Annotated in this window: 23 protein-coding genes; 17 read left to right on the forward strand and 6 right to left on the reverse strand. The window is 63.7% G+C overall.

Going from position 1 to position 24,175, the window contains the following annotated elements; all coding sequences use genetic code 11:
• The first annotated feature begins 107 nt into the window (after positions 1-107).
• Complete coding sequence (locus tag ACP15R_RS09930; protein ID WP_424986243.1) at positions 108-1,661, forward strand: acetolactate synthase large subunit; 1,554 nt, start codon at positions 108-110, stop codon at positions 1,659-1,661.
• A 34-nt stretch (positions 1,662-1,695) separates the two neighbouring features.
• Positions 1,696-2,103 carry a (R)-mandelonitrile lyase gene (locus ACP15R_RS09935; protein WP_424986244.1) on the forward strand — a complete coding sequence of 136 codons (408 nt, stop codon included), beginning with the start codon at positions 1,696-1,698 and terminating at the stop codon, positions 2,101-2,103.
• A gap of 70 nt (positions 2,104-2,173) precedes the next feature.
• On the opposite strand, the gene ACP15R_RS09940 is transcribed toward ACP15R_RS09935, so the two are convergent.
• Entirely contained in the window at positions 2,174-2,689 is a 516-nt protein-coding gene (locus ACP15R_RS09940) for a single-stranded DNA-binding protein (RefSeq protein ID WP_424986245.1), read from the reverse strand.
• Positions 2,690-2,872: 183 nt separating this feature from the next.
• On the opposite strand from ACP15R_RS09940, the gene ACP15R_RS09945 reads away from it, so the two are divergent.
• Positions 2,873-3,457 (forward strand): lytic transglycosylase domain-containing protein, encoded by a 585-nt coding sequence (locus ACP15R_RS09945; protein WP_424986246.1) that lies wholly within the window; start codon positions 2,873-2,875, stop codon positions 3,455-3,457.
• Between the two features lie 50 nt (positions 3,458-3,507).
• Here the strand turns inward: ACP15R_RS09945 and ACP15R_RS09950 are convergent, their stop codons facing one another.
• The 5 genes from ACP15R_RS09950 to miaA all read right to left on the reverse strand — a co-directional run bounded on the left by ACP15R_RS09950 (position 3,508) and on the right by miaA (position 11,082).
• Entirely contained in the window at positions 3,508-5,592 is a 2,085-nt protein-coding gene (locus ACP15R_RS09950) for a dipeptide ABC transporter ATP-binding protein (protein ID WP_424986247.1), read from the reverse strand.
• Between the two features lie 269 nt (positions 5,593-5,861).
• Positions 5,862-7,055: an ABC transporter permease gene (locus ACP15R_RS09955; RefSeq protein ID WP_424986248.1), complete on the reverse strand. Its 1,194-nt coding sequence runs from the start codon at positions 7,053-7,055 to the stop codon at positions 5,862-5,864.
• 15 nt (positions 7,056-7,070) lie between these two features.
• Complete coding sequence (locus ACP15R_RS09960; protein ID WP_424986249.1) at positions 7,071-8,123, reverse strand: ABC transporter permease; 1,053 nt, start codon at positions 8,121-8,123, stop codon at positions 7,071-7,073.
• A 129-nt stretch (positions 8,124-8,252) separates the two neighbouring features.
• Positions 8,253-9,917, reverse strand: coding sequence for an ABC transporter substrate-binding protein (locus tag ACP15R_RS09965; protein WP_424986250.1), 1,665 nt, complete (start codon positions 9,915-9,917; stop codon positions 8,253-8,255).
• A gap of 289 nt (positions 9,918-10,206) precedes the next feature.
• Positions 10,207-11,082 carry a tRNA (adenosine(37)-N6)-dimethylallyltransferase MiaA gene (gene miaA / locus ACP15R_RS09970; protein WP_424986251.1) on the reverse strand — a complete coding sequence of 292 codons (876 nt, stop codon included), beginning with the start codon at positions 11,080-11,082 and terminating at the stop codon, positions 10,207-10,209.
• Positions 11,083-11,209: 127 nt separating this feature from the next.
• On the opposite strand from miaA, the gene pyrH reads away from it, so the two are divergent.
• From pyrH to ACP15R_RS10040, 14 genes are all read left to right on the forward strand, one after another.
• A complete protein-coding gene (pyrH, locus tag ACP15R_RS09975) occupies positions 11,210-11,962 on the forward strand; it encodes a UMP kinase (RefSeq protein WP_424986252.1) in 753 nt (250 codons plus the stop codon).
• Positions 11,963-12,115: 153 nt separating this feature from the next.
• On the forward strand, positions 12,116-12,682 hold the full coding sequence (frr, locus tag ACP15R_RS09980; protein ID WP_424986253.1) for a ribosome recycling factor: 567 nt from the start codon (positions 12,116-12,118) through the stop codon (positions 12,680-12,682).
• Positions 12,683-12,693: 11 nt separating this feature from the next.
• Complete coding sequence (gene uppS, locus ACP15R_RS09985; RefSeq protein ID WP_424986254.1) at positions 12,694-13,425, forward strand: polyprenyl diphosphate synthase; 732 nt, start codon at positions 12,694-12,696, stop codon at positions 13,423-13,425.
• Complete coding sequence (locus ACP15R_RS09990) at positions 13,422-14,213, forward strand: phosphatidate cytidylyltransferase (protein WP_424986255.1); 792 nt, start codon at positions 13,422-13,424, stop codon at positions 14,211-14,213. The genes uppS and ACP15R_RS09990 overlap by 4 nt, the downstream gene beginning before the upstream one ends.
• Positions 14,213-15,385 carry a 1-deoxy-D-xylulose-5-phosphate reductoisomerase gene (gene dxr, locus ACP15R_RS09995; RefSeq protein WP_424986256.1) on the forward strand — a complete coding sequence of 391 codons (1,173 nt, stop codon included), beginning with the start codon at positions 14,213-14,215 and terminating at the stop codon, positions 15,383-15,385. Before ACP15R_RS09990 ends, dxr begins: the two co-directional genes overlap by 1 nt.
• A gap of 4 nt (positions 15,386-15,389) precedes the next feature.
• On the forward strand, positions 15,390-16,739 hold the full coding sequence (gene rseP, locus ACP15R_RS10000; protein ID WP_424986257.1) for an RIP metalloprotease RseP: 1,350 nt from the start codon (positions 15,390-15,392) through the stop codon (positions 16,737-16,739).
• Positions 16,740-16,848: 109 nt separating this feature from the next.
• The gene (locus tag ACP15R_RS10005; protein ID WP_424986258.1) at positions 16,849-16,974 is read left to right on the forward strand and encodes a hypothetical protein; all 126 of its coding nucleotides are present in this window, start codon (positions 16,849-16,851) and stop codon (positions 16,972-16,974) included.
• Positions 16,975-17,158: 184 nt separating this feature from the next.
• A complete protein-coding gene (gene bamA, locus ACP15R_RS10010) occupies positions 17,159-19,489 on the forward strand; it encodes an outer membrane protein assembly factor BamA (RefSeq protein WP_424986259.1) in 2,331 nt (776 codons plus the stop codon).
• A 6-nt stretch (positions 19,490-19,495) separates the two neighbouring features.
• Positions 19,496-20,086, forward strand: a complete 591-nt coding sequence (locus ACP15R_RS10015; protein ID WP_424986260.1) for an OmpH family outer membrane protein — start codon at positions 19,496-19,498, stop codon at positions 20,084-20,086.
• Positions 20,087-20,185: 99 nt separating this feature from the next.
• Entirely contained in the window at positions 20,186-20,650 is a 465-nt protein-coding gene (fabZ, locus tag ACP15R_RS10020) for a 3-hydroxyacyl-ACP dehydratase FabZ (RefSeq protein WP_424986261.1), read from the forward strand.
• A 4-nt stretch (positions 20,651-20,654) separates the two neighbouring features.
• Entirely contained in the window at positions 20,655-21,440 is a 786-nt protein-coding gene (lpxA, locus tag ACP15R_RS10025) for an acyl-ACP--UDP-N-acetylglucosamine O-acyltransferase (protein WP_424986262.1), read from the forward strand.
• A 3-nt stretch (positions 21,441-21,443) separates the two neighbouring features.
• Positions 21,444-22,247 carry an LpxI family protein gene (locus tag ACP15R_RS10030; protein WP_424986263.1) on the forward strand — a complete coding sequence of 268 codons (804 nt, stop codon included), beginning with the start codon at positions 21,444-21,446 and terminating at the stop codon, positions 22,245-22,247.
• On the forward strand, positions 22,247-23,398 hold the full coding sequence (lpxB, locus tag ACP15R_RS10035) for a lipid-A-disaccharide synthase (RefSeq protein ID WP_424986264.1): 1,152 nt from the start codon (positions 22,247-22,249) through the stop codon (positions 23,396-23,398). The genes ACP15R_RS10030 and lpxB overlap by 1 nt, the downstream gene beginning before the upstream one ends.
• Positions 23,399-23,405: 7 nt before the next feature.
• A complete protein-coding gene (locus tag ACP15R_RS10040) occupies positions 23,406-23,981 on the forward strand; it encodes a hypothetical protein (RefSeq protein ID WP_424986265.1) in 576 nt (191 codons plus the stop codon).
• The last annotated feature ends 194 nt before the right edge of the window (positions 23,982-24,175 follow it).

Genomic DNA, 24,175 nt, shown 5'->3' on the forward strand with positions numbered 1-24,175 from the left:
CGGCGGCAACTGTTTCAGATCGCGCGGGCAACGGCAACACCCGCCAGACCGTTTGCATCACTCTTTGACCTGCGCTTAGGATCGGGCAAAATCGGCAGGGGCGGGGAATGACAGAGATGAACGGTGCAGAGAGCCTTGTGCGGTCGCTGATCGCAAGCGATGTAGAGACCTGTTTCACCAATCCGGGCACATCCGAGATGCATTTCGTGGCGGCGCTGGACAAGGTGCCGGGGATGCGCTCGGTGCTGGCCCTGTTCGAGGGCGTCGCGACCGGGGCGGCGGATGGCTATTTCCGGATGGCGGGGAAGCCGGCCTGTACCCTGCTGCATCTGGGGCCCGGTCTGGCAAACGGGCTGGCCAATCTGCACAACGCGAAAAAGGCCGGGTCCGGGGTGGTCAACATCGTGGGCGAACACGCGGCCAGCCATATCGAACTGGACGCGCCGCTGACCTCGGATATCGCCGGCATCGCGCGCCCGGTGTCGCATTGGGTTCATGCCTCGGCCAGCGCCGCCGATGTCGGTGCCGATGCCGCGCGCGCGGTACAGGCGGCGCGCACCCCGCCCGGTCAGGTGGCGACGCTGATCCTGCCCAGCGACACGGCCTGGACAGCGGGCGGGCAGGTGGCAGACCCCTGTGCGGTGCCCGGGCGCGGGCATCTGGATACCGGTGCGCTTGAGCGGGCCATCGCGGCGCTGGACGGGCCAGACAGCCTGCTCCTGCTGGGCGGCGGCGCGCTAAGTGATGCGGGGCTGGACGCGGCGGGCCGGATCGCCGCGCGCACCGGGTGCGCGCTCTTGTCGGAATGGTCCAACGCCCGCATGGAGCGGGGCGCGGGCCGGGTTGCGGTCGGCAAGGTGCCGTACCCGATCGACCTTGCGCTGCAAGCGCTTGCGGGGTTCCGCCGCATCGTTCTGGTCGGGGCGCGCGCGCCGATCGGCTTTTTTGCCTATCCGGGCAAACCCGCGATCCTGAGCCGCGACGATGCCGAGATCATCGCGCTGGCCGGGGCCGGGGATGACCTGACCGGTACGCTCGATGCGTTGTCGGATGCGGTGGGCGGGGTCGGGGTGGCCGCGGCGGGTGTGGGCACACGCCATGACATTGCGCTGCCGCAAGGGGCGGCGACACCGGAAGCGATTGCCGCTGTTCTGGCGCGCATGATCCCGGACGATGGCATCGTGGTGGACGAGTCGATCACCACCGGGCGGGCGTTTTTTGCCGCCACCACCGGGGCCGCGCCGCATACCTGGCTGAACAATTGCGGCGGATCCATCGGCTATGGCCTGCCGGTGGCCATCGGGGCGGCGGTTGCCAGTCCCGAGCGCAAGGTCCTTGCGCTGATCGGGGATGGCAGCGCGATGTACACACCTCAGGCCCTGTGGACGATGGCACGCGAACAGCTGGACGTGACCATCGTGATCCTTGCCAATCGCAGCTATGAAATCCTGCGCGGCGAGTTGACCAATGTGGGGGTGCAGAACCCCGGTCCGCGCGCGGTTGACATGCTGTCGCTGAGCCGTCCCGATCTGGGCTGGGTCGAGATGGCGCGCGGCATGGGCGTTGATGGCTGCCGTGCGGGGGACGCACCGGGGCTTGAGGCGGCAATCAGGGCCGGGCTGGCAACATCCGGTCCCTACCTGATCGAGCTGGACTGCTGAGCCGCCAATCCCGCAGGAAACACAGGAGATGAACATGGAGATTTTTCCCGCAGGCCAGCGCCCCTCACGGCGTGCCCCCGCCGAATGGTTCACCGGAACCGTGTGGCAGGACCCGGTTGTCGAGGCCCCGGAGCCCGCCCGCCTGCGCGCCTTGCAGGTGCGTTTTGAACCGGCTTCGCGCACCGCCTGGCATACGCATCCATTGGGTCAGACGCTCTATGTCACCGATGGCGTCGGGCTGGTCGCGCTGAGGGGGGCCGCGCCGCGTGTGATCCGTGCCGGCGATACGGTGTGGATTCCGCCGCATGAAGAGCATTGGCACGGTGCCGCGCCAGACACCGGCATGACCCATATCGCCATGCAGGAGGCGCTGGACGGCTCGGTCGCCAACTGGCTGGAACATGTCTCTGAAAAAGATTACAGCGCCCCGCCGCAGGCGTGACGCTGTTCCTGCCGGTCGATGCAGGTGCCGCAGCCGGGCCGCGGCGCCGAGATCGCGACCGTTTCGCGCCCTAGAACGGGATTTCGTCATCCATGTCGCGCGAGGACGGGGCGCTCTGGCCGCCGCCGCCGCCATACTGGTTGTCCTGCGGGCCGCTGTCATAGCCACCCTGGCCCCCACCATAGCCGCCGCCCTGGCCACCGCCGTAACCACCGCCGCCGCCGCCACCGCCTTCGCGACCGTCCAGCATGGTCAGCGTGCTGCCGAACCCTTGCAGAACGACCTCGGTGGAATAGCGATCCTGCCCCGACTGATCCTGCCATTTGCGAGTTTGCAGCTGGCCCTCGAGATAAACCTTGGAGCCTTTGCGCAGGTATTGTTCCGCCACCCGCACGAGCCCTTCGTTGAAGATCGCGACCGAATGCCACTCGGTCCGTTCGCGCCGTTCGCCGGTATTGCGGTCTTTCCATGTTTCGGAGGTGGCGATCCGCAGGTTGCAGACCTTGCCGCCGTTCTGAAACGTGCGCACTTCGGGATCGCGGCCGAGGTTTCCGATGAGAATGACTTTGTTGACTGAGCCGGCCATGGCGCTTCCTGTTCCTGTGAGTTGTAGACTGCATCCGAATCCTGACGATCCGGTTTGCGCCAGCCTATACGCCCATCGCCAAGGATAAAACATTGGAAAACCCGCCATCACGCCGATGTCTGGTCTTTCCGGACGAATTGGGTATATTGCGCGCCGAGGAACAGTGAGCAGGAAGTGAACCGGATGCGCAGGTTGGCGTTGACGATTGCGATTGCCGGCATCGGAATGACCCATGCCGCACAGGCGGACATGTTCTCGACCCGGGGCAAGCGGGATCTCTTTGCGGCTCAGACGCGGGTGCTTGATGGCCGCGCATCCAAGCAATACGCAAACTCTGCCCGGCTGAAGCCGCCGACGATCCATACGCCCAGCAAGGGGGGCACACAGGCCTATCGCGGCAAGTATCGCGGCAAGTACCTCGACATGGCCAAGGACGCGGCGCGACGCCACAATGTGCCCGAGGAATTGTTTGCACGGCTGGTGCAGCAGGAATCCGGCTGGAATCCCGATGCCCGCTCGCACAAGGGGGCGCTCGGGCTGGCGCAGCTGATGCCGGCCACCGCCCGTGCCCTGGGGGTCAACCCCAAGGATCCCTATGAAAACCTCGATGGCGGCGCGCGCTACCTGGCGCGGCAATTCCGCGAATTCGGATCCTGGCGGCTGGCGCTTGCCGCGTATAACGCCGGTCCGCAGGCGGTCAAGAAACACGGTGGGGTGCCACCCTACAAGGAAACCAAGAATTACGTCAAGGTGATCTGGGGCAGCTGACACCCGGCTCGCGGCCCATCCTCTGGCGGACGGGCCGGCGTTGGCGATCGCTATTCGGCGGCGATCTTGATGACCGGTTCCATCTCGGCGAATTTCTCGTCGCTCAGGTGGCATTTGACCTGATGTTCGCCCGCCAGCATCCGCACCGGCGGCACCTCATTTTCGCAGAGATTGCCGGGCACTTCCGATTTCCATCGACAACGGGTCTGGAACGGGCAGCCGCTGGGCGGGTTCATCGCCGAGGGGATGTCTCCCTCAAGCACGATATGTTTCTTTTCAACCGAGGTGTCGGCGATGGGAACCGCCGAGAGCAGCGCCTCGGTATAGGGGTGATAGGGCGGTGCAAATACCTGGTCGGTAGTGCCGAGCTCGACCACATGGCCCAGATACATCACCATCACCCGGTCGGACAGGTATCGCACGATCGACAGATCATGGCTGATGAACAGCAGGGTGGTCTTTTCGTTGCGCTGGATCTCCATCAACAGATCGGTCACCGCCGCCTGTACCGACACGTCAAGCGCGGAAACCGGTTCGTCGGCAACCACGATCCGCGCGCCGCCGGCAAAGGCACGGGCAATGCCGACACGCTGTTTCTGACCACCCGACAGCTGCCGTGGCATCCGGTCGGCAAAGGCGCGGGGCAGCTTGACCAGATCGAGCAGTTCCAGCATCCGCGCCTTGCGCGCCGCCTCGTTGTCGCCGATGCCGAATATCTCCAGCGCCCGGATGATCTGGCGACCCACGGTCATCGACGGGTTCAGCGTGTCGAACGGGTTCTGGAACACCATCTGTACATCGCTGACCGTCCTGGTATCGCGCTTTTCGATGGGCACCTGCTCGATATTGCGGTTGTCCAGCAGGATCTGCCCCTCGGTGGCGGTTTCCAGCCCCATCAGCACCTTGGCAAAGGTGGATTTGCCGCAGCCGGATTCGCCGACAATGGCAAGCGTTTCGGATTCCCGCGCCTCGAAACTCAGGGTCTCGTTGGCCTTGACCACCTTCTTGCTGCCGCCGCCGAACATCGCGTTGGCGGCGACTTCGTAGTATTTCTTGAGCTTGTCCATCTTGAGGACAACCTTGCCGATTTCGCCCTTTTCCTTGGTCTCGCCCATTTCCACCGGCGCGTTCCAGTCGATCTCGCGGAACTTGAGACAGCGGGTGTGATGGCGATCATTGCCGGGCACGGGCTCCATCATGATGTCGCCCTGGTCACAGCGCCCGGCCTCGAAATAGTCGCAGCGCGGGCCGAAATTGCAGCCCCTGGGCCGTTCATGGGGCAGCGGGAAGTTGCCGGGGATCGCCACCAGCGGGCGGCTGTTCTTGTCGGCACCGGGCAGGGGGATCGAGCGGAACAGCGCCTGCGTATAGGGGTGCTGCATTTCGTCGAACACGTCCTCGATGCTGCCGCGCTCGACCGCTTCGCCGGAATACATCACGCAGATCCGGTCGCAGGTTTCCAGCACCAGCCCCAGGTTGTGCGAAATGAACAGCATGGATGTGCCGTATTTGCGGCCCAGATCCTTGACCAGTTCGACAATCGCCGCCTCGACCGTCACATCCAGCGCGGTGGTCGGTTCGTCAAGGATCAGCAGCGCCGGTTCCGACATCAGCGCCATGGCGATCACGATGCGCTGCTGCTGGCCGCCGGACAACTGGTGCGGGAAGGAATTGAGGATGCGTTTCGGATCGGGCAGCTTGACATCCGTGACCACCTGCAACGCCCGGTCATAGGCCTCTTTTTCCGATGCGCCCTGATGGATCATCGGCACTTCCATCAGTTGCTTGCCGATTTTCATCGCCGGGTTCAGCGAGGCCATCGGCTCCTGATAGATCATGGCGATTTCGCTGCCCCGGATGTCGCGCAATTCCTCTTCGCTCATCTCGGAGAGGTCGCGGCCCTTGAACTTGATGGAACCACCGACGATGCGGCCATTCTTGCCCAGATCCTGCATCACCCCAAGCGCGACCGTGGATTTGCCGCATCCGGATTCCCCGACCAGCCCGACCGCTTCGCCCGGTTGCACCGCGACCGAGAAATCCATGACCGCCGGGATTTCCCGCAGCCGTGTAAAGAACGAAATCGACAGCTTGTCGATTTCCAGGATCGGTCCGTCAAAGTCCCATTTTGCCATTGATCAACTCCCCTTTCCAAAGAGGTCGAGTAGCGTAGCGAGCGCGAAAAACAACGCAGATATGCCTGAAGCAATTGCGGCATATCTACTTTTCTTAGCATTACCTTGCGCCCACAGAAGAGCTGGCGAAGGGTTGGCTTCCGAATCATCTGGCGCGTAGGTGCCGTAGCCGTATGTAGCTGGTGGTTCGGTGCTAGCACTTAGGAACCAAAATATTGAGGCAACCAATGCAGCGCAGATCGCAATGATGTTTGCAGTAAGGCCCAGCATTAGTCTTTTAGACTCTCTTCACGCAGCCCATCGGCCAGCAGGTTGAGCCCCAGAACGAGGCTCAGCAATGCAAAGGCCGGGGGCAGGGCGGGGTGCAGGTAGATCGACAAGAGCTTGCGCCCCTCGTTGATGGTGCTGCCCCAGTCCGGGCTTTCCGGCGGCAGGCCAAGGCCAAAGAAGCCGAGAGTGCCGAGCAGGATCGTGGTATAGCCGATACGCAGGCAGAAATCGACGATCAGCGGCCCGCGCGCATTGGGCAGGATTTCCCACAGCATGATGTACCACGGCCCTTCGCCGCGGGTCTGCGCCGCCGCCACGTAATCGCGCGTCTTGATGTCCATGGCCAGCCCGCGCACGATGCGGAACACCGTGGGCGAATTGACGAAGACCACCGAGACGAACACCACGAGGATGCCGCCGGGAATGTCAAAGATGTCGAGCACGCCGGGCAGGATCGCAACCTTGGTGCCCGCCTCGGAGATCAGCGACAGGTAAAGCCAGAGCATCACCCCCAACACCCCGATCAGCAACGGCGTGCGGAACCGGGGTTGCGTGTAATAGCGCGAATTCAGCAGCACGCCGACAAACACGATGGGGAAGATGAAGAGCACGGTGGCCATGTAGCTGGGCACGCCCGTCGCGACGATCTCCGGGGTCACCAGCAGGTAAAAGAGCAGGATCACCGGGAAGGCGAGGATCAGGTTGGCCAGGAAAGACAGCAACGTGTCCAGCCGCCCGCCGTAATATCCCGCCGGCAGCCCCAGCGTGATACCCACCATGAAGGCAAAGAGCGTGGCCAGCGGCGCGATCTGCACCACCACCCACGCGCCCTTGACCATGCGGCTGAAGACATCGCGCGCCAGGTTGTCTCCGCCCAGAAGATACCAGGCATACTGGCCGTCCTGGGGATCGCCGAGCGGGGTGCCGGGCACCTTGTTCTTCATGCCGGAAATCTGTGCCAGCGGATCATGGGTCACGATCAGGTCGAGCGCCCCGAAAATGCCGGTAAACACCCAGAACATCACCAGCGCAAAACCGACCATGCCGATTGGGCTGTCAAAGAGCTTTCCGTAAAGCCCGAGCTTGCGTTTGAACGCAACCGAGACCGCGAACAGGATGATGAGTGCGATCCAGACCGAGGTGAACTGATAGAGGACGCGGATGATGATGTCGAATGTGCCGAGAGGTTCCATGTTCTCTGCCCTCCCTTAAGAAATGCGGATGCGCGGGTTGAGGTAGACATAGCCGATATCCGATATCAGCTGGGTCACCAGCACCACGATGACAGAGACCACCGACACCGCCAGCAGTAGCTCGATGTCGTTATTCCCGGCGGCCTGAACCAGAACCCAGCCAAAGCCCTTGTAGTTGAACAGGGTCTCGACAATGACGACGCCGTTCAGCAGCCACGGGAATTGCAGCATGATCACCGTGAACGGCGCGATCAAAGCGTTGCGCAGGGCGTGTTTCAGAACGATATCGCGGAATTTCACACCTTTCAGCCGCGCGGTGCGGATATATTGCGCGGTCATCACCTCGGTCATGCTGGCGCGGGTCATGCGGGCGATATAGCCCATACCATAAAGCGAGATCGTCAGCACCGGCAGGAAGAAATTCTCGAATGTCGCATTCTCCATGGCGGATGTGGCGGTGCCCTTGAACCATTTCAGCCCGACCGCCGAAGAGGCGAACACCGCGATGAAGATCACGCCCGACACATATTCCGGCGTCGCGGTGGTGATGATCGAAAAGGTCGACAACGACCGGTCGGTGGCCGAGCCTTCGCGCATGCCCGCGAGCACCCCGACCAGCAGCGCGCTTGGCACCATGAGGACCAGAACCCAGAACATCAGCTTGCCGGTCAGCCCCAGACGGGTCGAGATGATGCCCGACACCTCGTCCTTGAACACCGTGGAAACGCCCCAGTCGCCTTGCAGAATGCCACAGAACCGCGGCGCGTCGGCGGCTTCCTCGGCGGTTGCGGTTCCACGGATACAACGTCCGGTCACACCCTCTTCACCCTCCAGCGTCCAGCCCGGCAACACGCCCAGCCACTGGCCGTATTTCACCGGCAGGGGCTGCATGTAGCCGCCCTTGGTCAGCCAGCTTTCGACCGCCTCGTCGGACATGCGGAAATTGCCCTGGGTCTTGGCGAGTTTTTCGAGGTTCGGGTAGAGATTGGTCAGAAAGAACACGATGAAGGTGAGGCAGATCGCCGTCAGTATCATCACGCCCGTCCGGCGCAGAATGAAGAGTCCCATGATGTCCCCTGTCGGTCAGGTGCGGGATGGCCCGGATTGAGTCCGGTGTCTGTCTTGCGGGGGGCGATTGTGGCCCCGGTCCCGAAAGGTGCCCGCCCCGTCGATGCGGGGCGGGGAAAACAGGGCGGCCTAGGAGGCCAGCCCCCATTTGTACTGGTGGTGCTCGAACGAGATGTGCTGGTCACAGTTGACCAGACCCTCGCGCATGTGGCGATAGAGCGCGCGCCAGTAGGGCTGGATCGTCACGCCCTCTTCCTGGATGACCGCCGCCGCCTTGCCGGCAATCTCGCGGCGTTTGTCGGCATCGGCAATCGACAGGGCCTCTTCGAGCAGCCCGTCGAATTCGGCGTTTGCCCAGCCGAACTCGTTCCACGCCTCGCCCGAGCGATAGGCCAGCGCCCAGATCTGCACGCCCAGCGGACGGTGGTTCCAGTTGGTCGAGCTGTAGGGATATTTCGTCCAGTCGTTCCAGAAGGTCGATCCCGGCAGCACCGAACGCTTGACCTGGATACCGGCGTCCCGCAGCTGCGCGGCCACGGCATCGGTGGTATTCTTGCGCCAGTCGTCGTCGATGGACAGCAGTTCGTGCTCGAAATCGAGCATCCCGGCCTCTTCCAGCAGCGCCTTGGCGGCGGCCGGGTCATGCTTGGCCGCGCCCACATCGAAATATTCCGGGTGCTTGGGGCCAAGATGGGTGTTTGCCGCAACCTCGCCGCGCCCACCATAGCCAAGCTCGAGCAGGACCGAGTTGTCGACCGCCATCGCCAGCGCCTGGCGAACCCGCTTGTCCGCATAGGGCTGTTTGCCATCGACCTCGGCAAGCTGGTTGGGGCGGATCACCACGGTGGCCATGGTGACCACTTCGGATTTCACCAGGCCCAGCCCGTCCAGAACGTCGATGAACTCGCCAACGCTTTCATGCAGCATATCGACCTCTTCGGATTCGATTGCCGCCAGCCACGCCGCGGGATCGGTGCCATAGTCGATATATTCGACCCGATCGAGATAGGGGCCGCCATAGACATCGGTGCCCCACCAGGCATGATCCGTGTTGCGCACCAGGGTGCATTTGACGCCGACTTCGAGCTCTTCCATGAGGAATGGCCCGGTGCCGACATTGGCGGTGAAATCCTCGGTCTGATAGGTCGAATGGGTGATCGCAGACGGGTAATCGGACATGCCAGCGATCAGCGAGATATCGGGTTTCGGCAGGTTCAGGCGAACGGTGTGATCGTCAACCACCTCGATGCCGCCTTCGACGGCCTTGCCCGACTCTTCATCGATCAGCGTGGCAAAGCGACCAGCCATCGAATTGCCTTCGACTCCCTTGTCGCACCAGCCGGCGATGTTGCGCGCAACGTCCTCGGCAGTAAAGGCGTCGCCATTGTTCCAGGTCACGCCCTGCCGCAGGTTCAGCGTATATTGTGTCGCGTCCTCGTTGATTTCCCAACTGTCGAGCAACATGCCGCGGAAGGTGCCGTCCGAATTGTACTCGACCAGGTACTCCAGCGTGCCGCGCGTCTGGTTGCCCATTTCGCTCCAGTCATAGGTGCGCGGATCCTTGAGCGGGCGCACGCTGGTCTGGACCCTGATGGTGCCACCCGCCTGCGGCTCGCCCTGGGCCTGCGCCGGCATCGGCAGCCCGGCCATGGCATAGGCGGCGGCGGTGGTGACGCCAAATGTCGACGCGCGCGCCAGGAAATCGCGGCGGGTAATCTTGCCCGCGCGATACTCCTCTGCATGCATCTCGGCAGCCCAATGGATCGGTTTGCCGTTGATTGTCTGCTGGGTCATCTAGTTCTCCCTGTTGATGTGATGATGATCTCGGAATGGCACACCCGTCATGTCCCGCGCGTTTTTTGCGGACCCATGCGAGGCTTATGAGTGCTTGTGACAACATTCCCTGTTGGCATTCGGCATGAGAATTGGCCTTGGGTCAATGATCGCTTTCGACATTCTGGTAATATTTGCGACATCTTCGATGTGGAAAAGCGACATCTGGTGTCGTGAATTGGCGGCATGCGGATAAGTTGCCGGGGCGCATGTCCGAACACGGGCGCGACCGCAACCGGGGTTTTCCCGCTCAGATTGCAGGGCTGACCGGACTCCAGCCCTGCATCCGGGCGCGGAACCATGTGCGCTGGCGTTTCGCGAACTGACGGGTGGCGATGGTGGCGCGTTCGCGGGCCTGCTCCAGGGTCAGTTCGCCGCGCAGATGTGCGACCAGCTCGGGCACGCCGATGGCGCGAAAGGCGGGCAGGGTCGGATCGTGATGCGGTAGCATCGCCCGCACCTCTTCAAGCGCCCCCATCTCCAGCATCTGATCAAAGCGGCGCGCGATTCGGTGGTTCAGCCAATCCTTTGGCGCATCAAAGACCAGCGGCGTGGTTTCGCTCAGGGGCAGCACCGGCGGCGGGGTCTCGGCCTTCCAGTCGGCAAGGGGACGCCCGGTGGTGGCCAGCACCTCATAGGCGCGCTGCACTCGCACGCGGTTGCGGATGTCGAGCCCGGCAAGCGTGCGCGCATCAACCGCGGCGATCAGGGCGTCGTGGCTCATCCTGTCGGCGGCGGCGCGAATCTCGGGCGGGGTCGGAGGAATATCAGCGATGCCCTGGGTCAGCGTGGAAAAATAGAGCCCGGTGCCACCAACGATGATCGGACGTTCCGCCGCCCCAAGCAACGGAATGACCTCGCGCAGCCAATGGCCTGCGGAATACGGCGTGTCGTGGGCGATATGGCCATACAGCCGGTGCGGCGCGCGGGCTTCTTCTCCGGCCGGGGGGCGGGCCGTCACGACGCGCCAGCAGCCATAAACCTGGCTGGCATCGGCGTTGACGATGATGCCGCCATGCCGTTCGGCGATTTCGAGCGCCAGCGCGGATTTCCCCGATGCGGTCGGCCCCGCGATCAGGACGGGTTTGTCGCGTGGAATATCAGGGAGTTGCATCTGTTTCTTCATGTCCCTTCGCCGCCGCCCGCGATTTTTCTGCGGTGCTTTGCCTGCGACAGCGGGATGGCGGATTGTACCCGGACGCAAATTCCTTCATTTTGCCCGCAAATAAACCCGTCCTGCCGCGGAGCGCAACATGACCACGTCCTCACCATCCGAAACCGCAACCGCCCAAGACGCAACGGCCTTTGGCCGGGTGATGCTCAAGATCTCGGGCGAAGCGCTGATGGGGGACCAGGGGTTCGGCCTGCACCCGCCCACTGTCGAGCGGATCGCCAAGGAAGTGAAATCGGTGCACGACCTGGGGGTCGAGATCTGCATGGTCATCGGCGGGGGCAACATCTTTCGCGGTTTGCAGGGGTCGGCGCAGGGGATGGAACGCACCACCGCCGACTACATGGGGATGCTGGCAACGGTGATGAACGCGCTGGCCATGCAATCCGCGCTCGAGGCGCTGAATATCCACACGCGGGTGATCAGCGCAATCACCATGAACGAGGTGGCCGAGCCCTATATCCGCCGCCGTGCGGTGCGGCACCTGGAAAAGAAGCGCGTCTGCATCTTTGCCGCCGGAACCGGCAACCCGTATTTCACCACCGACACGGCCGCCACCCTGCGTGCCAACGAGATGAAATGCGAGGCGATTTTCAAGGGCACCAAGGTCGACGGGGTGTATGACAAGGACCCGGCCAAGCATGATGACGCCAAACGCTATGACACCGTGTCCTATGACGATGTTCTGGCCAAGCGGCTGGGCGTGATGGATGCCAGCGCCATTGCCCTGGCGCGCGACAACAACCTGCCCATCATCGTGTTCTCGCTGGACGAGCCGGGCGGGTTCCGCGGAATTCTCGCGGGCCAGGGCACCTATACCAGGGTTCAGGGCTAGGACCGGACCGGGCAGGGCGGGCACTTGCCTCATGCGGGTGGCACGCAAGTGCCGCTGGCCTTTCCCGGTTCTTCTGCTAATAACGTGACGTTAGGCCAGCAGTGATACTGAACGGCACCAAACGGAACGCGCATTTCGGGAGAATAGAGCGACATGTCTGACGACTTCATGCTGGACACGGATGATCTTGAGCGGCGAATGGATGGCGCGATGGCCAACCTGCGTACGGAATTTGCGTCGCTGCGGACCGGACGGGCCAGCGCATCGATGCTCGAACCCGTGATGGTCGATGCCTATGGCGCGCCGACACCGATCAACCAGGTCGGCACCGTCAACGTGCCCGAGCCGCGCATGGTTACGATCAATGTCTGGGACAAGGGGCTTGTGGGCAAGGTCGAAAAGGCAATCCGCGAAAGCGGTCTGGGCATCAATCCCCAGTTGAATGGCACGATCATCATGCTGCCGATCCCCGAACTGAACGAGGAACGCCGCCGCGAGCTTGGCAAGGTGGCCGGCCAATACGCCGAAAGCGCGCGGGTTTCGATCCGCAACGTCCGGCGCGATGGCATGGACCAGATCAAGAAGGCCAAGTCGGACGGCTCGATGTCGGAAGACGATCAGAAATTCTGGGAAGAGACGGTTCAGGAGCTGACCAACAAGCATATTGCCGGCGTCGATGCGGCGCTGGAAGCGAAACAAGCGGAAATTATGCAGGTTTGAAACAGGACGGCATGACAGCGGTTCCCGACACGGCGCCCCCGGGCGGTCCGCGTCATGTGGCCATCATCATGGATGGCAATGGCCGTTGGGCGCAGGCCCGGGGGCGGCCACGCCTGTTCGGGCATCACGCCGGGGCGCGCCGGGTGCGCGACGTGGTCGAGGCCTGCCCCGAACTGGGCATCAAGTATCTGACGATATTCGCCTTTTCGACCGAGAACTGGAAGCGGACCCAGGTCGAGGTCGCCGGGCTGATGAGCCTGTTTCGCCGCTATATCACCCGCGAGGCGCGGGCGCTCAAGGAACGCGGTGTGCGCGTGCGCTTTATCGGCGACCGGCTGCGGCTGGATGAAAAGCTGGTCATGCTGATGGACCAGCTCGAGGAAATGACCGCCAGCAATGACCTGGTGCACCTGACGATCGCGCTGAATTACGGCGGCCGCGACGAGGTGGCCCGTGCGACAAGACGGCTGGCGCAGGATGTGGCCGCCGGTCGCCTGAGCCCGGACGATGTCGACGAGGAAACCCTGCCGCGCTATCTTGATACCCATGTGCTGCCCGATCCGGACCTGGTGATCCGCACCAGCGGCGAGGCGCGGATTTCCAACTTTCTGCTGTGGCAGTCGGCCTATTCGGAATACGAGTTCATCGACACGCTCTGGCCGGATTTCTCGGCCCAGGAGCTGCGCCGGCTCTGCACCAGCTACGGCACGCGCGACCGCAGATTCGGCGCCGTTCCCGCATGAGCGGCAGCGGACGCTGGACGGACCTTGCGCCGCGTATCGGTTCTGCCGTGGTCATGGTGGCGGTCGGCGTTCTGGCGCTCTGGGCCGGGTCGGGTGTGTTCCATGTCTTTGTCGCCCTGCTATGCGGCGCGATGACGTGGGAATTGCTGCGGATGTTGAACGGGCAATCCGGGGTGATGCCGCTGATCCTTGGCGGGGTGGCTGCGGTGGCGTTGCTTGCGGCAATTCACCTGCCAGCGATCTACACCTTGCCGGTGTTTGCAGCGCCGGTCGCCCTCGCGGTGCTGGCCGCGCGCCAATATCGACCCGTTTGCGCGGCGTTCATGGCGCTGATCCTGCTGGCGGGGTTCGAGATGACATTGCTTCGGGATGGGCCGGGGCTTGTCTGGATCATCTGGCTGATCCTGATCGTGGTGGTGTCGGACGTGGCGGGGTATTTCGCCGGGCGCTTGCTCGGCGGGCCGAAATTCTGGCCGCGGGTGAGCCCGAAAAAGACCTGGTCCGGCACCGTGGCCGGATGGCTGGGCGCGGCGGTGGTCGGAGCGGTGTTTGCGACACAGCTCGAGAGCAGCCTGTTGCTTGTGCCCTATTCCATGCTGGTCGCTTTTGCCGCCCAGATGGGCGACATTGCCGAGAGCGCGGTCAAGCGGTTGGTTGGCGTCAAGGATTCCAGCAACCTGATTCCCGGACATGGCGGTTTCCTTGACCGGTTTGACGGGATGCTCGGGGCGTCCTTCTTTGTGCTCGCCGTTACCGGGCTCTTCGGATTGCCAGCCGGGGCCGTGTGATGCGGCGGGTTTCGATTTTCGGAGCGACCGGCTCGATCGGTCAGAACACGATTGACCTGCTGCGCCGGGCACCGGAAGCCTATGACGTGGTGGCCCTGTCGGGTGGACGCAATATCGCGCAGTTGGCGCAGGACGCGCGGACGCTGAGGGCCGAGGTGGCGGTTACCGCCTTTCCCGAGCGGCTTGACGAATTGCGCGCCGCCCTGACGGGCAGCGACGTGCAGGCCGCCGCCGGGCCGGACGCGCTGATCGAGGCGGCATCGCGCCCTGCCGACTGGGTGATGTCGGCGATCGTCGGGGCCGCCGGGCTGCAACCCGGACTGGCCGCGCTCGGGCAGGGGGCGACGCTGGCGCTGGCCAACAAGGAATCGCTGGTATGTGCCGGCCCGCTGGTGCTGGAGACCGCGCGCAAGGGGGGCGGGCGGATTCTGCCGGTGGACAGCGAGCATTCGGCGGTGTTCCAGGCTTTGATCGGTGAGGAACTGGCGAGCGTGGAGCGGGTCATCATCACCGCCAGCGGCGGCGCGTTTCGTGACTGGCCGCTGGAGAAACTGCCCGAGGCCACCTTGGCGCAGGCATCGCGCCACCCCAATTGGGACATGGGCCAACGCATCACGATCGACAGCGCATCGATGTTCAACAAGGCGCTGGAACTGATCGAAACCAAAGAGTTTTTCCAGGTTCCGCCCGAGATGATCGAAGTCATCGTCCACCCGGAATCGCTGATCCATGCGCTGGTCGGGTTCAATGACGGCGCGTTGATGGCGCATGTGGGGCCGCCGGACATGCGCCATGCCATCGGCTTTGCGCTGCATTGGCCCGAGCGGCGCAAGCTGCCGGTCGAGCGGCTCGACCTTGCCAGCGTGGCCCGCCTGAGTTTTCGCGAACCCGAAGACGCACGGTATCCGGCCCTGCGCCTGGGGCGGGCGGTGATGCGGCGCGGCGGGCTGTCGGGGGCGGTGTTCAACGGCGCCAAGGAGCGCGCGCTCGACGGGTTTCTGGCCGGGCGCATCGGCTTCGTGGACATGGCGGGGATCGTCGAGGATGTGCTGAACCGGTTCGAAGCCGATCCGGGCCTGCTGGATGGTGACATGACCCTTGAAAACGTGATGCAGACGGACCATCTCGCGAGGGAGTGGGCCGATACCGCAATGCAAGAACGAGCAGGATAAGAGTTTGGATTTCGTTTCGCTGATTCCGCAATTTGGCGGGCTGCTATACACTTTGCTTGCGTTCGTCGTGGCGCTGTCGGTCATCGTGGCGGTGCATGAGTATGGCCACTACATCGTGGGCCGTTGGTCGGGGATTCACGCCGAGGTGTTTTCGCTTGGCTTTGGGCCGGTGCTCTACAGCCGTGTCGACCGGCGCGGCACCCGCTGGCAGATCGCCGCGCTGCCCTTTGGTGGCTATGTCAAGTTCCTGGGCGATGCCAACGCCGCCTCGGGCAAGGATGAAGCGGCTATGCAGCAGGCCGGACAGGATCCGGCGGCCCTGCGGCGCACGATGCATGGGGCGCCGCTCTGGGCGCGCACCGCAACGGTTGCCGCCGGTCCGGCGTTCAACTTTGTCATGTCGATCATCGTGTTCTCGGCCATTGCGCTGACCCGCGGCGTGGTCAGCGAACCGCTGACCGTGGGCGAGATCCAGGAGCTTCCATCGGGTTTCCACCAATTGGCGCAAGGCGATGAAATCGTGGCCATTTCCGGAGCGGTTGCGCCGTCCTTTGACAATGACGTGGCCTGGTCCGCCTTTACCGCGAACATTCCGGCGGAACCGGTGCTGGATTATACGGTATTGCGGAATGGCCAGGAGCGCGACGTGCAGGGGCCGTACCTGTTCCCGCCCTACGTGTCGCAGGTCGCACCGCGCAGCGCGGCGATGGATATCGGGATTCAGTCGGGAGACGTGATCACCGCGATTGATGGCGACCCGATCTTTGCCTTTGACCAGTTGAAATCGGCGGTCGAGGCATCCGATGGTCGGGTTCTTCTGCTTGATGTCTGGCGTCAGGGGCAGACGCTGGAATTCGCCCTTGCACCGCGTCGTACCGACGAACCGCAGACGGATGGGGGCTTTGTCACCCATTGGCGCATTGGTATCGCCGGGGGCATGGCCTTTGTTCCGGCGACCGAGGCTGCAGGGCTGGGCGAGGCGGTCGCCGGCGGCGCGGTGCAGACCATGGCGATCATTTCCAGTTCGCTCTCGGGCCTCTGGCACATGGTTACCGGCGCAATCAGCACCTGCAACATGTCCGGCCCGATCGGGATCGCCGAAACCTCTGGCGCGATGGCGTCGCAGGGTGCGCAAAGCTTCATCTGGTTCATCGCGGTGCTGTCCACGGCGGTTGGCCTGCTGAACCTGTTCCCGATACCGGCGCTCGATGGCGGGCACCTGGTGTTCTATGCCTACGAGGCGGTTGCGGGCAAACCACCCAGCGACGGGGCCCTGCGGATCCTGATGGCGGTCGGGCTGGGCCTGATCCTGTCGCTGATGGTGTTTGCCCTGGGGAATGACATCTTCTGCTAGGCCAGTTCTGTTGGGCCGGGCCGAGCGGCGCGCGCCCCAGTATTGCCACATTCTGCCGCTAGTTGTATGGGCGTCCGCCAATAGTGGCGGTGATTTGGAGAACAGGGTCGTGCACGCATTGCATAAAACATATCGCGGTCTCAGCCTCGTGGTTGAGCTGAACGCGGACCGTCTCCTGTTCCTCTTGGCCATCGTGACCGCGCTGCTTGCCGGGGGTGTCCTGGTCAGCCTCTGAACCACGCATGCCGGATAGCCAGTGCCGTGTCGCGGGCCCAATGCCATGGCGTAGCATGTGGTTTTGACATCATCCTGCAATCCCGATAATCACGTCTCCAAAGCTGTGATAAACGGGGTTAGGACAGATGGGTTTGGGCTGGGCTGTGGGTATATCTCGTGATCGCACGTGCAACCGTGTCAATATGTTGTATCGACGGCTGATCCCGTTTTTCCTTGTCTTTGCAACGGTTTCGCTGCTTTCCGCCGGGCTCGCTTCGGCGCAGAGCTATACGTTCAACTCGATCCAGGTCGAGGGAAACAAGCGGATCCCGACTTCGACCATTGCCGCCTACACGGGAATCAACCCCGGTGAACCGGTCAGTGCCGGCGAATTGAACGCCGCCTACCAGAGAATCGTCGATAGCGGGGTGTTCGAGAGCGTCGATCTGGAGCCGCGTGGGCGCACCTTGCAGATCAATGTCACCGAACGCCCGACGATCAACCGGATCAGCATCGAGGGCAACCGGCGGATCAAGGATGAGAACCTGGTCGAGTTCATCGAGTCGCAATCCCGCCAGGTCTTCAATCCGGCCATTGCCGAGAGCGACGCCGCGATTATCGCCGAAGCCTATTCGCAACAGGGCCGTATCGCCGCCACCGTCACCCCGCGCATCATCCGGCGCAGCGACAACCGCGTAGACCTGATCTTTGAAATCGCCGAGGGCGACACCATCGAGGTCGAGCGCATCAGCTTTGTCGGCAACCGGGTCTATTCCGACCGCCGCCTGCGCCGGGTTCTGGAAACCAAGCAGGCCGGGCTCTTGCGGGCCTTCATCCGCAGCGACACGCTGATCGAGGACCGGATCGAGTTCGACAAACAGGTGCTGCGCGATTTCTACCTGTCCCGTGGCTATGTGGATTTCCGCATTCTCGGGACCAATGTGGAACTGACTAAGGAGCGCGACGGGTATTTCCTGGTGATCAACGTGCAGGAAGGGCAGCAGTTCAAGTTCGGCCAGATCACCACCGTCAGCGAGATCAACGGGGTGAGCGCCGAAGAGTTCCAGAACGTGCTCAAGGTGCGTCCGGGCGTGGTGTATTCGCCGACCCTGGTCGAGAATTCGATCGCACGGATGGAGCGTCATGGCATCAAGCAGAGCGTCGATTTCCTTCGCGTCGAACCGCGCATCACCCGCAATGACCGCGACCTGACGCTGGATGTTGAGTTTGCCCTGGTCAAGGGGCCGCGCATCTTTGTCGAACGGATCGATGTCGAAGGCAACACAACCACGCTCGACCGGGTGGTGCGCCAGCAATTCCGCATCGTCGAGGGCGACCCGTTCAACCCGCGCGAAATCCGCGAAAGCGCCGAACGTATCCGGGCGCTCGGGTTCTTTGCCACTGCCGAGGTCGACACGCGCGAAGGGTCGAGCCCGTCGCAGGTGATCGTCGATGTGGATGTCGAGGAACAGCCGACCGGATCGCTCAACCTCGGGGGGTCCTACTCGGTGGTTGATGGGTTCGGGATCGCCATCGGCCTGACCGAGAACAACTTCCTCGGGCGGGGCCAGCGGCTGTCCTTCAACATCTCGACGGCGCAGGAATCGGAATCCTATGTCTTTGGCTTCTCCGAACCCTACCTTCTGGGGCGGGATCTCAAGTTCGATCTCGAACTGGGGGTGGCGACGCGCTCGTCCAGCTTTGCCAGCTATGACATCGACCGGGGCTTTTTCTCTCCGGCTCTGACTTTCCCGATCAGCGAAAACGCCCGCATCCAGGCCCGCTATCGTTTTGACGACAGCGAGATGGAAGCCCGCGGCGAGCCGGCATCCGATTTCAGCGGCGAGGTCATCCAGCGCGAGATCGCGCAAGGCCGCCGTTCGAGCAGCGCGTTCGGGCTGAGCTATATCTATGACAGCCGCCTGACCGGTCTCAATCCGAATGCCGGTGTGCTGGTGCAGATCGGGGCCGATTTCGGCGGGCTTGGCGGCGACAACAAATACATCAAGTCGACCGCCAAGATCGTCGCGCAGAAACGCATCCTGAACGAGGAAGTGGTGCTTCGGGCGTCGCTCGAGGCGGGGGCGCTGCGCTGGCAATCGGACACGCCCAGCCGGTCGATTGACCGTTTTGTGCTGACCCCGGCGATCATGCGCGGGTTCGAACCGGCGGGCATCGGTCCGCGCGATCAGTCCAACGGGTTCGACGATGCAATTGGCGGCAACTATTATGCGGTTGCCCGGTTCGAAGCGGAATTCCCTCTGGGCCTGCCCGAAGAGCTCGGTCTGCGGGGCGGCGTGTTCTATGACATCGGCAATCTCTGGGGCACCGGCAATGTCGACACCACCGGGGCGACCTGTGGCGGTGCGGCGGGCGTTTGCGGTGCGGATGGCTCGTGGCGCTCGGCGATCGGTGTGTCGCTGCTGTGGACGACCGGATTTGGTCCCTTGCGTTTCAACTTCAGCAAGGCCCTGCAAAAAGAGATTTTCGACAAGGAACAGAGTTTTGATCTGACCATCCAGGCGCGGTTCTAAGGGCAAATGCGACGTTTGCGGCGCGCGCTGGTCATGCTGATCCGGGGGGCTGTCCTGGCCACGGCCATTCCTGTGGTCGCCACGGCGCAGCAACTTGGCTTGCCGGACAGCGTGATCCTGACGATCTCGTCGGACCGCCTGTTCAACGATTCCGCCTTTGGCCAGCGCGTGGCCCGCGAATTCGAGGCCGCGAGCGGCGATTTGGCCCGCGAAAACCGGCGGATCGAGCAGGAGCTGACCGAGGAAGAGCAGGATCTGACCGAGCGTCGCCCCGAGATGGACCCGGCGGCGTTTCGCGAACTGGCGGATGCCTTTGACGCCAAGGTCAAGGAGTTTCGCCGCACGCAGGATGCCAAGGCGCGCGCGCTGGTTCAGAAGAACGAAGAGGAACAGGTCAAGTTCATCCAGGCGGCACGCCCGATCCTGACCGACCTGATGCGCGAGGCCGGGGCCGGGGTGGTGCTCGAACGTTCCAGCGTGTTCCTGAGCGTCACGGCGATTGACGTGACCGAGGTGGCGATCAACCGGCTGAACGCGACGATCCAGGATGGCCGGAATGGCGCGGCATTGCCCGAGACCCCGGACAAGCAACAGTAGACCGGCACCGGTTTGCCGCAAATTCGACGGCGCAACTTGCCCAAGCCTGAGCGGGTTGGTACTCAGGGATTTGCAGCCCCAATTTCAGGAACATGCTTGATGACCGACGACTTGAAACGCGCAGACATTCATTTGATTCAACGAATCCTGCCGCATCGCTATCCCTTCCTGTTGGTGGACAAGGTGGAAGAGATCAACGGCACGGCCTCGGCGCGGGGATACAAGAACGTCACCATGAACGAGCCGCATTTCCAGGGCCACTTTCCGGGCGCGCCGGTGATGCCCGGTGTCACCATTGTCGAGGCGATGGCACAGACCGCCGGCGTGATGATCGGCGTGGGGGCCGACGTGGTCGATCAGGACCTGCTGATCTATTTCATGTCGATCGACAAATGCAAATTCCGCCGCAAGGTGATTCCGGGTGATGTGCTGGTCATGGAACTCGAGACCTTGCGGGGCAAGCCCGGCGGCAAGGTCTGGAAGTTCGGCGGCAAGGCCACGGTTGACGGCGAGCTGGCTGCCGAGGCGGAGTTTTCCGCGATGATCGAATTCCCCAAGGGCTGACGGCATGGCGCAGGTGCATCCCACCGCGGTGATCGAGGACGGCGCGCAATTTGGCGAGGATTGTGTCATCGGTCCGCTCTGCGTCGTTGGCGCGGACGTGGTGCTCGGCGACCGTGTGGTCCTCAAGAGCCACGTTGTCGTCACCGGCAATACCCGGATTGGCGACGATACGGTGATCTTTCCCTTTGCGGTGATCGGCGAAATCCCGCAAGATCTCAAGTTCAAGGGCGAGGACAGCCGGCTGATCGTCGGGGCCCGCAACCGCATCCGGGAACATGTGACGATGAACGCCGGCACCGATGGCGGTGGCGGCGTGACCCGCGTAGGCGATGACGGCTTGTTCATGGCCGGTTGCCATATTGCCCATGACGCCCAGGTCGGAGACCGGGTGATCGTCGTCAACTCGGCCGCCGTGGCGGGGCATTGCGTGCTCGAGGATGATGTCATCATCGGCGGTCTCGCGGGGATTCACCAATGGGTGCGGATCGGGCGCGGCGCGATCATCGGCGCGGTGACGATGGTGACCAATGACGTGATCCCCTATGGGCTTGTGCAGGCCCCGCGCGGCGAATTGCACGGGCTGAACCTGGTCGGGCTGAAGCGGCGCGGCGTGGCGCGGTCCGACATCACCGCCCTGCGCGCGGCGTTCCAGATGCTGGCACAGGGCGAGGGGACGTTTCACGAACGTGTCGAGCGGCTGGGCAAGGAAACCGACAGCCAGCAGGTTCAGGAGATGGTGAGTTTTGTGCTCGGCCACACCGACCGGTCTTTCCTGGTGCCGGGGCGCTAGGTCATGGGGCTGGCGATCATTGCCGGGGCCGGCGGGTTGCCGCATGCCCTCGTACAGCAGCTTGAAACCCCGCCGATCATCTGTGCGCTGGCCGGGTTCATGCCGGACCGGGTCAAGGTGGACGAGATATTCCGGCTGGAAACCCTTGGCACGCTGCTCGCCGGGCTTCGGGCCGGGGGGGTGGACGAGATTTGTCTCGCCGGATCGATCCGCCGCCCGGTGATTGATCCGGCGGCGATCGACGCGGCCACCATGCCGCTGATCCCGGTGCTGCAACAGGCGCTGATGCAGGGGGATGATGGCGCTTTGCGGGCCGTGATGTCGGTGTTCGAACAGGCGGGTTTCGCGCTGCGTCCGGCGCACGAGATCGCGCCCGGCCTTTTGCCGCCGGCGGGTTGCCTCACGCAATGCCAACCGGATGACACCGCGCGTGACGATGCCCGGCGCGCCGAGGAAATCGTTGACGCGATGTCGGCGGTGGATGTCGGGCAATGCTGTGTCGTGCAGGCGGGGCAGGCGCTGGCCATCGAAACCGTATACGGAACCGACTGGATGTTGCAGCGGCTGGCGGCCCGGCCTCCGCGCGCCGCCCAGGGGGGCGTGCTGTTCAAGGCACCCAAGCGCGACCAGGACCGGCGCGCCGACATGCCGACCATTGGCGTCGACACGATTGCCGCCGCCGCCGCCGCCGGTGTGCAGGGCGCGGTGATTCAGGCGGGCGGGGTGATGGTTCTGGATCAGGACGCGGTGACGCGGGCCTGCGATGACGCGGGCCTGTTCCTCTGGGTGCGGAACCGGGGCGGCTGATGCGGGTCTTTCTGATCGCCGGAGAACCTTCGGGCGACCGTCTTGGCGGCGCGTTGATGCAGGGCCTGCGCAGCCTCGTGCCCGATGTTCAGTTTCTGGGTGTTGGCGGTGCCCTTATGCAGGCGCAGGGGCTTGAAAGCCGGTTTCCCATGGATGAGCTCAGCGTCATGGGCATCGCCGAGGTTCTGCCGAAATACGCCCATCTCAAACGCCGCATCTCCGAGACCGCACAGGCGGTGATCGCCGAACGTCCGGATGTATTGATCACCATCGACAGCCCGGATTTCTGCCTGCGGGTTGCCAGGCTGGTCAAGGCGGCGGCATCGATCCGCACCGTGCATTATGTCGCGCCGACGGTCTGGGCGTGGCGGCCCAAGCGGGCGGTCAAGATGGCGCGCATGATCGATCAGGTTCTGGCGCTGTTCCCGTTCGAGCCGCCCTATATGGAAGCGGCGGGAATGGACTGTGATTTCGTCGGGCACCCGGTTGTGGCCGAGGCAGAGGCAACTGCGGAAGAGGTCAGCGCATTTCGTGCCGCGTTCGATCTTGGCGACGAGAAATTCGCGCTGGTCCTGCCGGGGTCGCGCCGGGGCGAGGTGTCGCGGCTGACCCCGGTGTTCGGGCGGGCCCTGTCACGGCTGGCGCAATCGCACCCGGACCTGCGGATCGTGGTGCCGGCCGCCGCGCCGGTGGCCGATCTCGTGCGCGAACGCGTGGCGGATTGGCCCGTGGGCACGGTGGTTGTCGATCCGCGCAATTTCTCTGTCGATGAGGCGCAGGCGCACAAACGGGCAGCGTTTCGCGCGGCGCAGGTGGCCCTTGCCGCGTCGGGCACGGTTTCGCTGGAACTGGCGGCGGCGCGGACCCCGATGGTCGTGGCCTATAGGTTCAACTGGCTGAGCTGGCAGATCATCAGCCGGATGGCGCTGATTGATACGGTGACGCTGGTCAATCTCGTGAGCGACACTCGTGTGGTTCCCGAATGCCTTGGTCCCGAATGTCTGCCCGAACCGATCGCGCGGGCGCTGGACAAGGTTCTGGCCGAACCCGGCACACAGATCGAGGCAATGGAGCTGACGATGCAGCGGCTGGGTCGGGGGGGAGAGGCACCGGGTCTGCGCGCCGCACGGGCCGTGTTGGCGCGGCTCTGAGGTCGGCATGGAGGCGCTTGCATTTGCCGCCAGTACCGGGATGGCGCTGGCCCTGACCAATATCGACAACCTGCTGGTCCTGTTGGCGGTCCTGATCCCGCTGGGCCCGATGCGGGCATTGACCGGCTATGTCGCGGCGCAACTGCTGGTGCTTGGCCTGTCGGTGGCGGTGTCGCTCGGGGCCAGCGACCTGCTCTCCGGGCAATCGGGCTATCTGGGGGTGGTGCCGCTGGCGATGGGATTGCGCGGGCTTTACCTGGCGCGGCGCGCGACCCGTGAAGAGGTCGGGCCGGTCGCAACCGGGGGCGGGGTGATGGCGCTGATCCTGATGTTCCTGGGCATGTCGGCGGACACGTTCGGCGTGTTGGTGCCGATCCTGACCGACAGCCTGCCGGGATTCCGTCTCTGGGGCGTGGCCGGTGCCCTGGCGGCAATCGGAGCGATGGCGCTCGCCGCCTATGTTCCGTTCCGTCGCGGCGGTCCGGCCCCGGCATGGACGATCCGCGCCGAGAGGCTTGGCCCCTATGTGATGATCCTTGCCGGGCTCTATGTGCTCAGTGACAGCGCCACTGACCTGATTTAGGGGATGCGGACCGCGTCAGCTCGGGCGCTGTGTGATCCTGGACCGTCTTGATTTGAGTATTTGTCCAAAGATGAAGGAACAGGTTCCCGCAGAACGGGCGGCCGGCTGCCGAAGGGGGGGGCGAGCAGAATGTGCCAAGCGGCCTGACCGGCAGGGTTCGGGTCCGGCCCGGCAGTGTCGACCGGGCGTGTAAC

The organism is Microbulbifer sp. S227A, assembly GCF_049800935.1.

Excerpts from the sequence above, each read along its gene's own strand:
- ACP15R_RS09930 (WP_424986243.1), top strand. The coding sequence starts at position 108 with ATGACAGAGATGAACGGTGCAGAGAGCCTTGTGCGGTCGCTGATCGCA.
- ACP15R_RS09935 (WP_424986244.1), top strand. The coding sequence starts at position 1,696 with ATGGAGATTTTTCCCGCAGGCCAGCGCCCCTCACGGCGTGCCCCCGCC.
- ACP15R_RS09940 (WP_424986245.1), bottom strand. The coding sequence starts at position 2,689 with ATGGCCGGCTCAGTCAACAAAGTCATTCTCATCGGAAACCTCGGCCGC.
- ACP15R_RS09945 (WP_424986246.1), top strand. The coding sequence starts at position 2,873 with ATGCGCAGGTTGGCGTTGACGATTGCGATTGCCGGCATCGGAATGACC.
- ACP15R_RS09950 (WP_424986247.1), bottom strand. The coding sequence starts at position 5,592 with ATGGCAAAATGGGACTTTGACGGACCGATCCTGGAAATCGACAAGCTG.
- ACP15R_RS09955 (WP_424986248.1), bottom strand. The coding sequence starts at position 7,055 with ATGGAACCTCTCGGCACATTCGACATCATCATCCGCGTCCTCTATCAG.
- ACP15R_RS09960 (WP_424986249.1), bottom strand. The coding sequence starts at position 8,123 with ATGGGACTCTTCATTCTGCGCCGGACGGGCGTGATGATACTGACGGCG.
- ACP15R_RS09965 (WP_424986250.1), bottom strand. The coding sequence starts at position 9,917 with ATGACCCAGCAGACAATCAACGGCAAACCGATCCATTGGGCTGCCGAG.
- miaA (WP_424986251.1), bottom strand. The coding sequence starts at position 11,082 with ATGAAGAAACAGATGCAACTCCCTGATATTCCACGCGACAAACCCGTC.
- pyrH (WP_424986252.1), top strand. The coding sequence starts at position 11,210 with ATGACCACGTCCTCACCATCCGAAACCGCAACCGCCCAAGACGCAACG.
- frr (WP_424986253.1), top strand. The coding sequence starts at position 12,116 with ATGTCTGACGACTTCATGCTGGACACGGATGATCTTGAGCGGCGAATG.
- uppS (WP_424986254.1), top strand. The coding sequence starts at position 12,694 with ATGACAGCGGTTCCCGACACGGCGCCCCCGGGCGGTCCGCGTCATGTG.
- ACP15R_RS09990 (WP_424986255.1), top strand. The coding sequence starts at position 13,422 with ATGAGCGGCAGCGGACGCTGGACGGACCTTGCGCCGCGTATCGGTTCT.
- dxr (WP_424986256.1), top strand. The coding sequence starts at position 14,213 with ATGCGGCGGGTTTCGATTTTCGGAGCGACCGGCTCGATCGGTCAGAAC.
- bamA (WP_424986259.1), top strand. The coding sequence starts at position 17,159 with ATGTTGTATCGACGGCTGATCCCGTTTTTCCTTGTCTTTGCAACGGTT.
- ACP15R_RS10015 (WP_424986260.1), top strand. The coding sequence starts at position 19,496 with ATGCGACGTTTGCGGCGCGCGCTGGTCATGCTGATCCGGGGGGCTGTC.
- fabZ (WP_424986261.1), top strand. The coding sequence starts at position 20,186 with ATGACCGACGACTTGAAACGCGCAGACATTCATTTGATTCAACGAATC.
- lpxA (WP_424986262.1), top strand. The coding sequence starts at position 20,655 with ATGGCGCAGGTGCATCCCACCGCGGTGATCGAGGACGGCGCGCAATTT.
- ACP15R_RS10030 (WP_424986263.1), top strand. The coding sequence starts at position 21,444 with ATGGGGCTGGCGATCATTGCCGGGGCCGGCGGGTTGCCGCATGCCCTC.
- lpxB (WP_424986264.1), top strand. The coding sequence starts at position 22,247 with ATGCGGGTCTTTCTGATCGCCGGAGAACCTTCGGGCGACCGTCTTGGC.
- ACP15R_RS10040 (WP_424986265.1), top strand. The coding sequence starts at position 23,406 with ATGGAGGCGCTTGCATTTGCCGCCAGTACCGGGATGGCGCTGGCCCTG.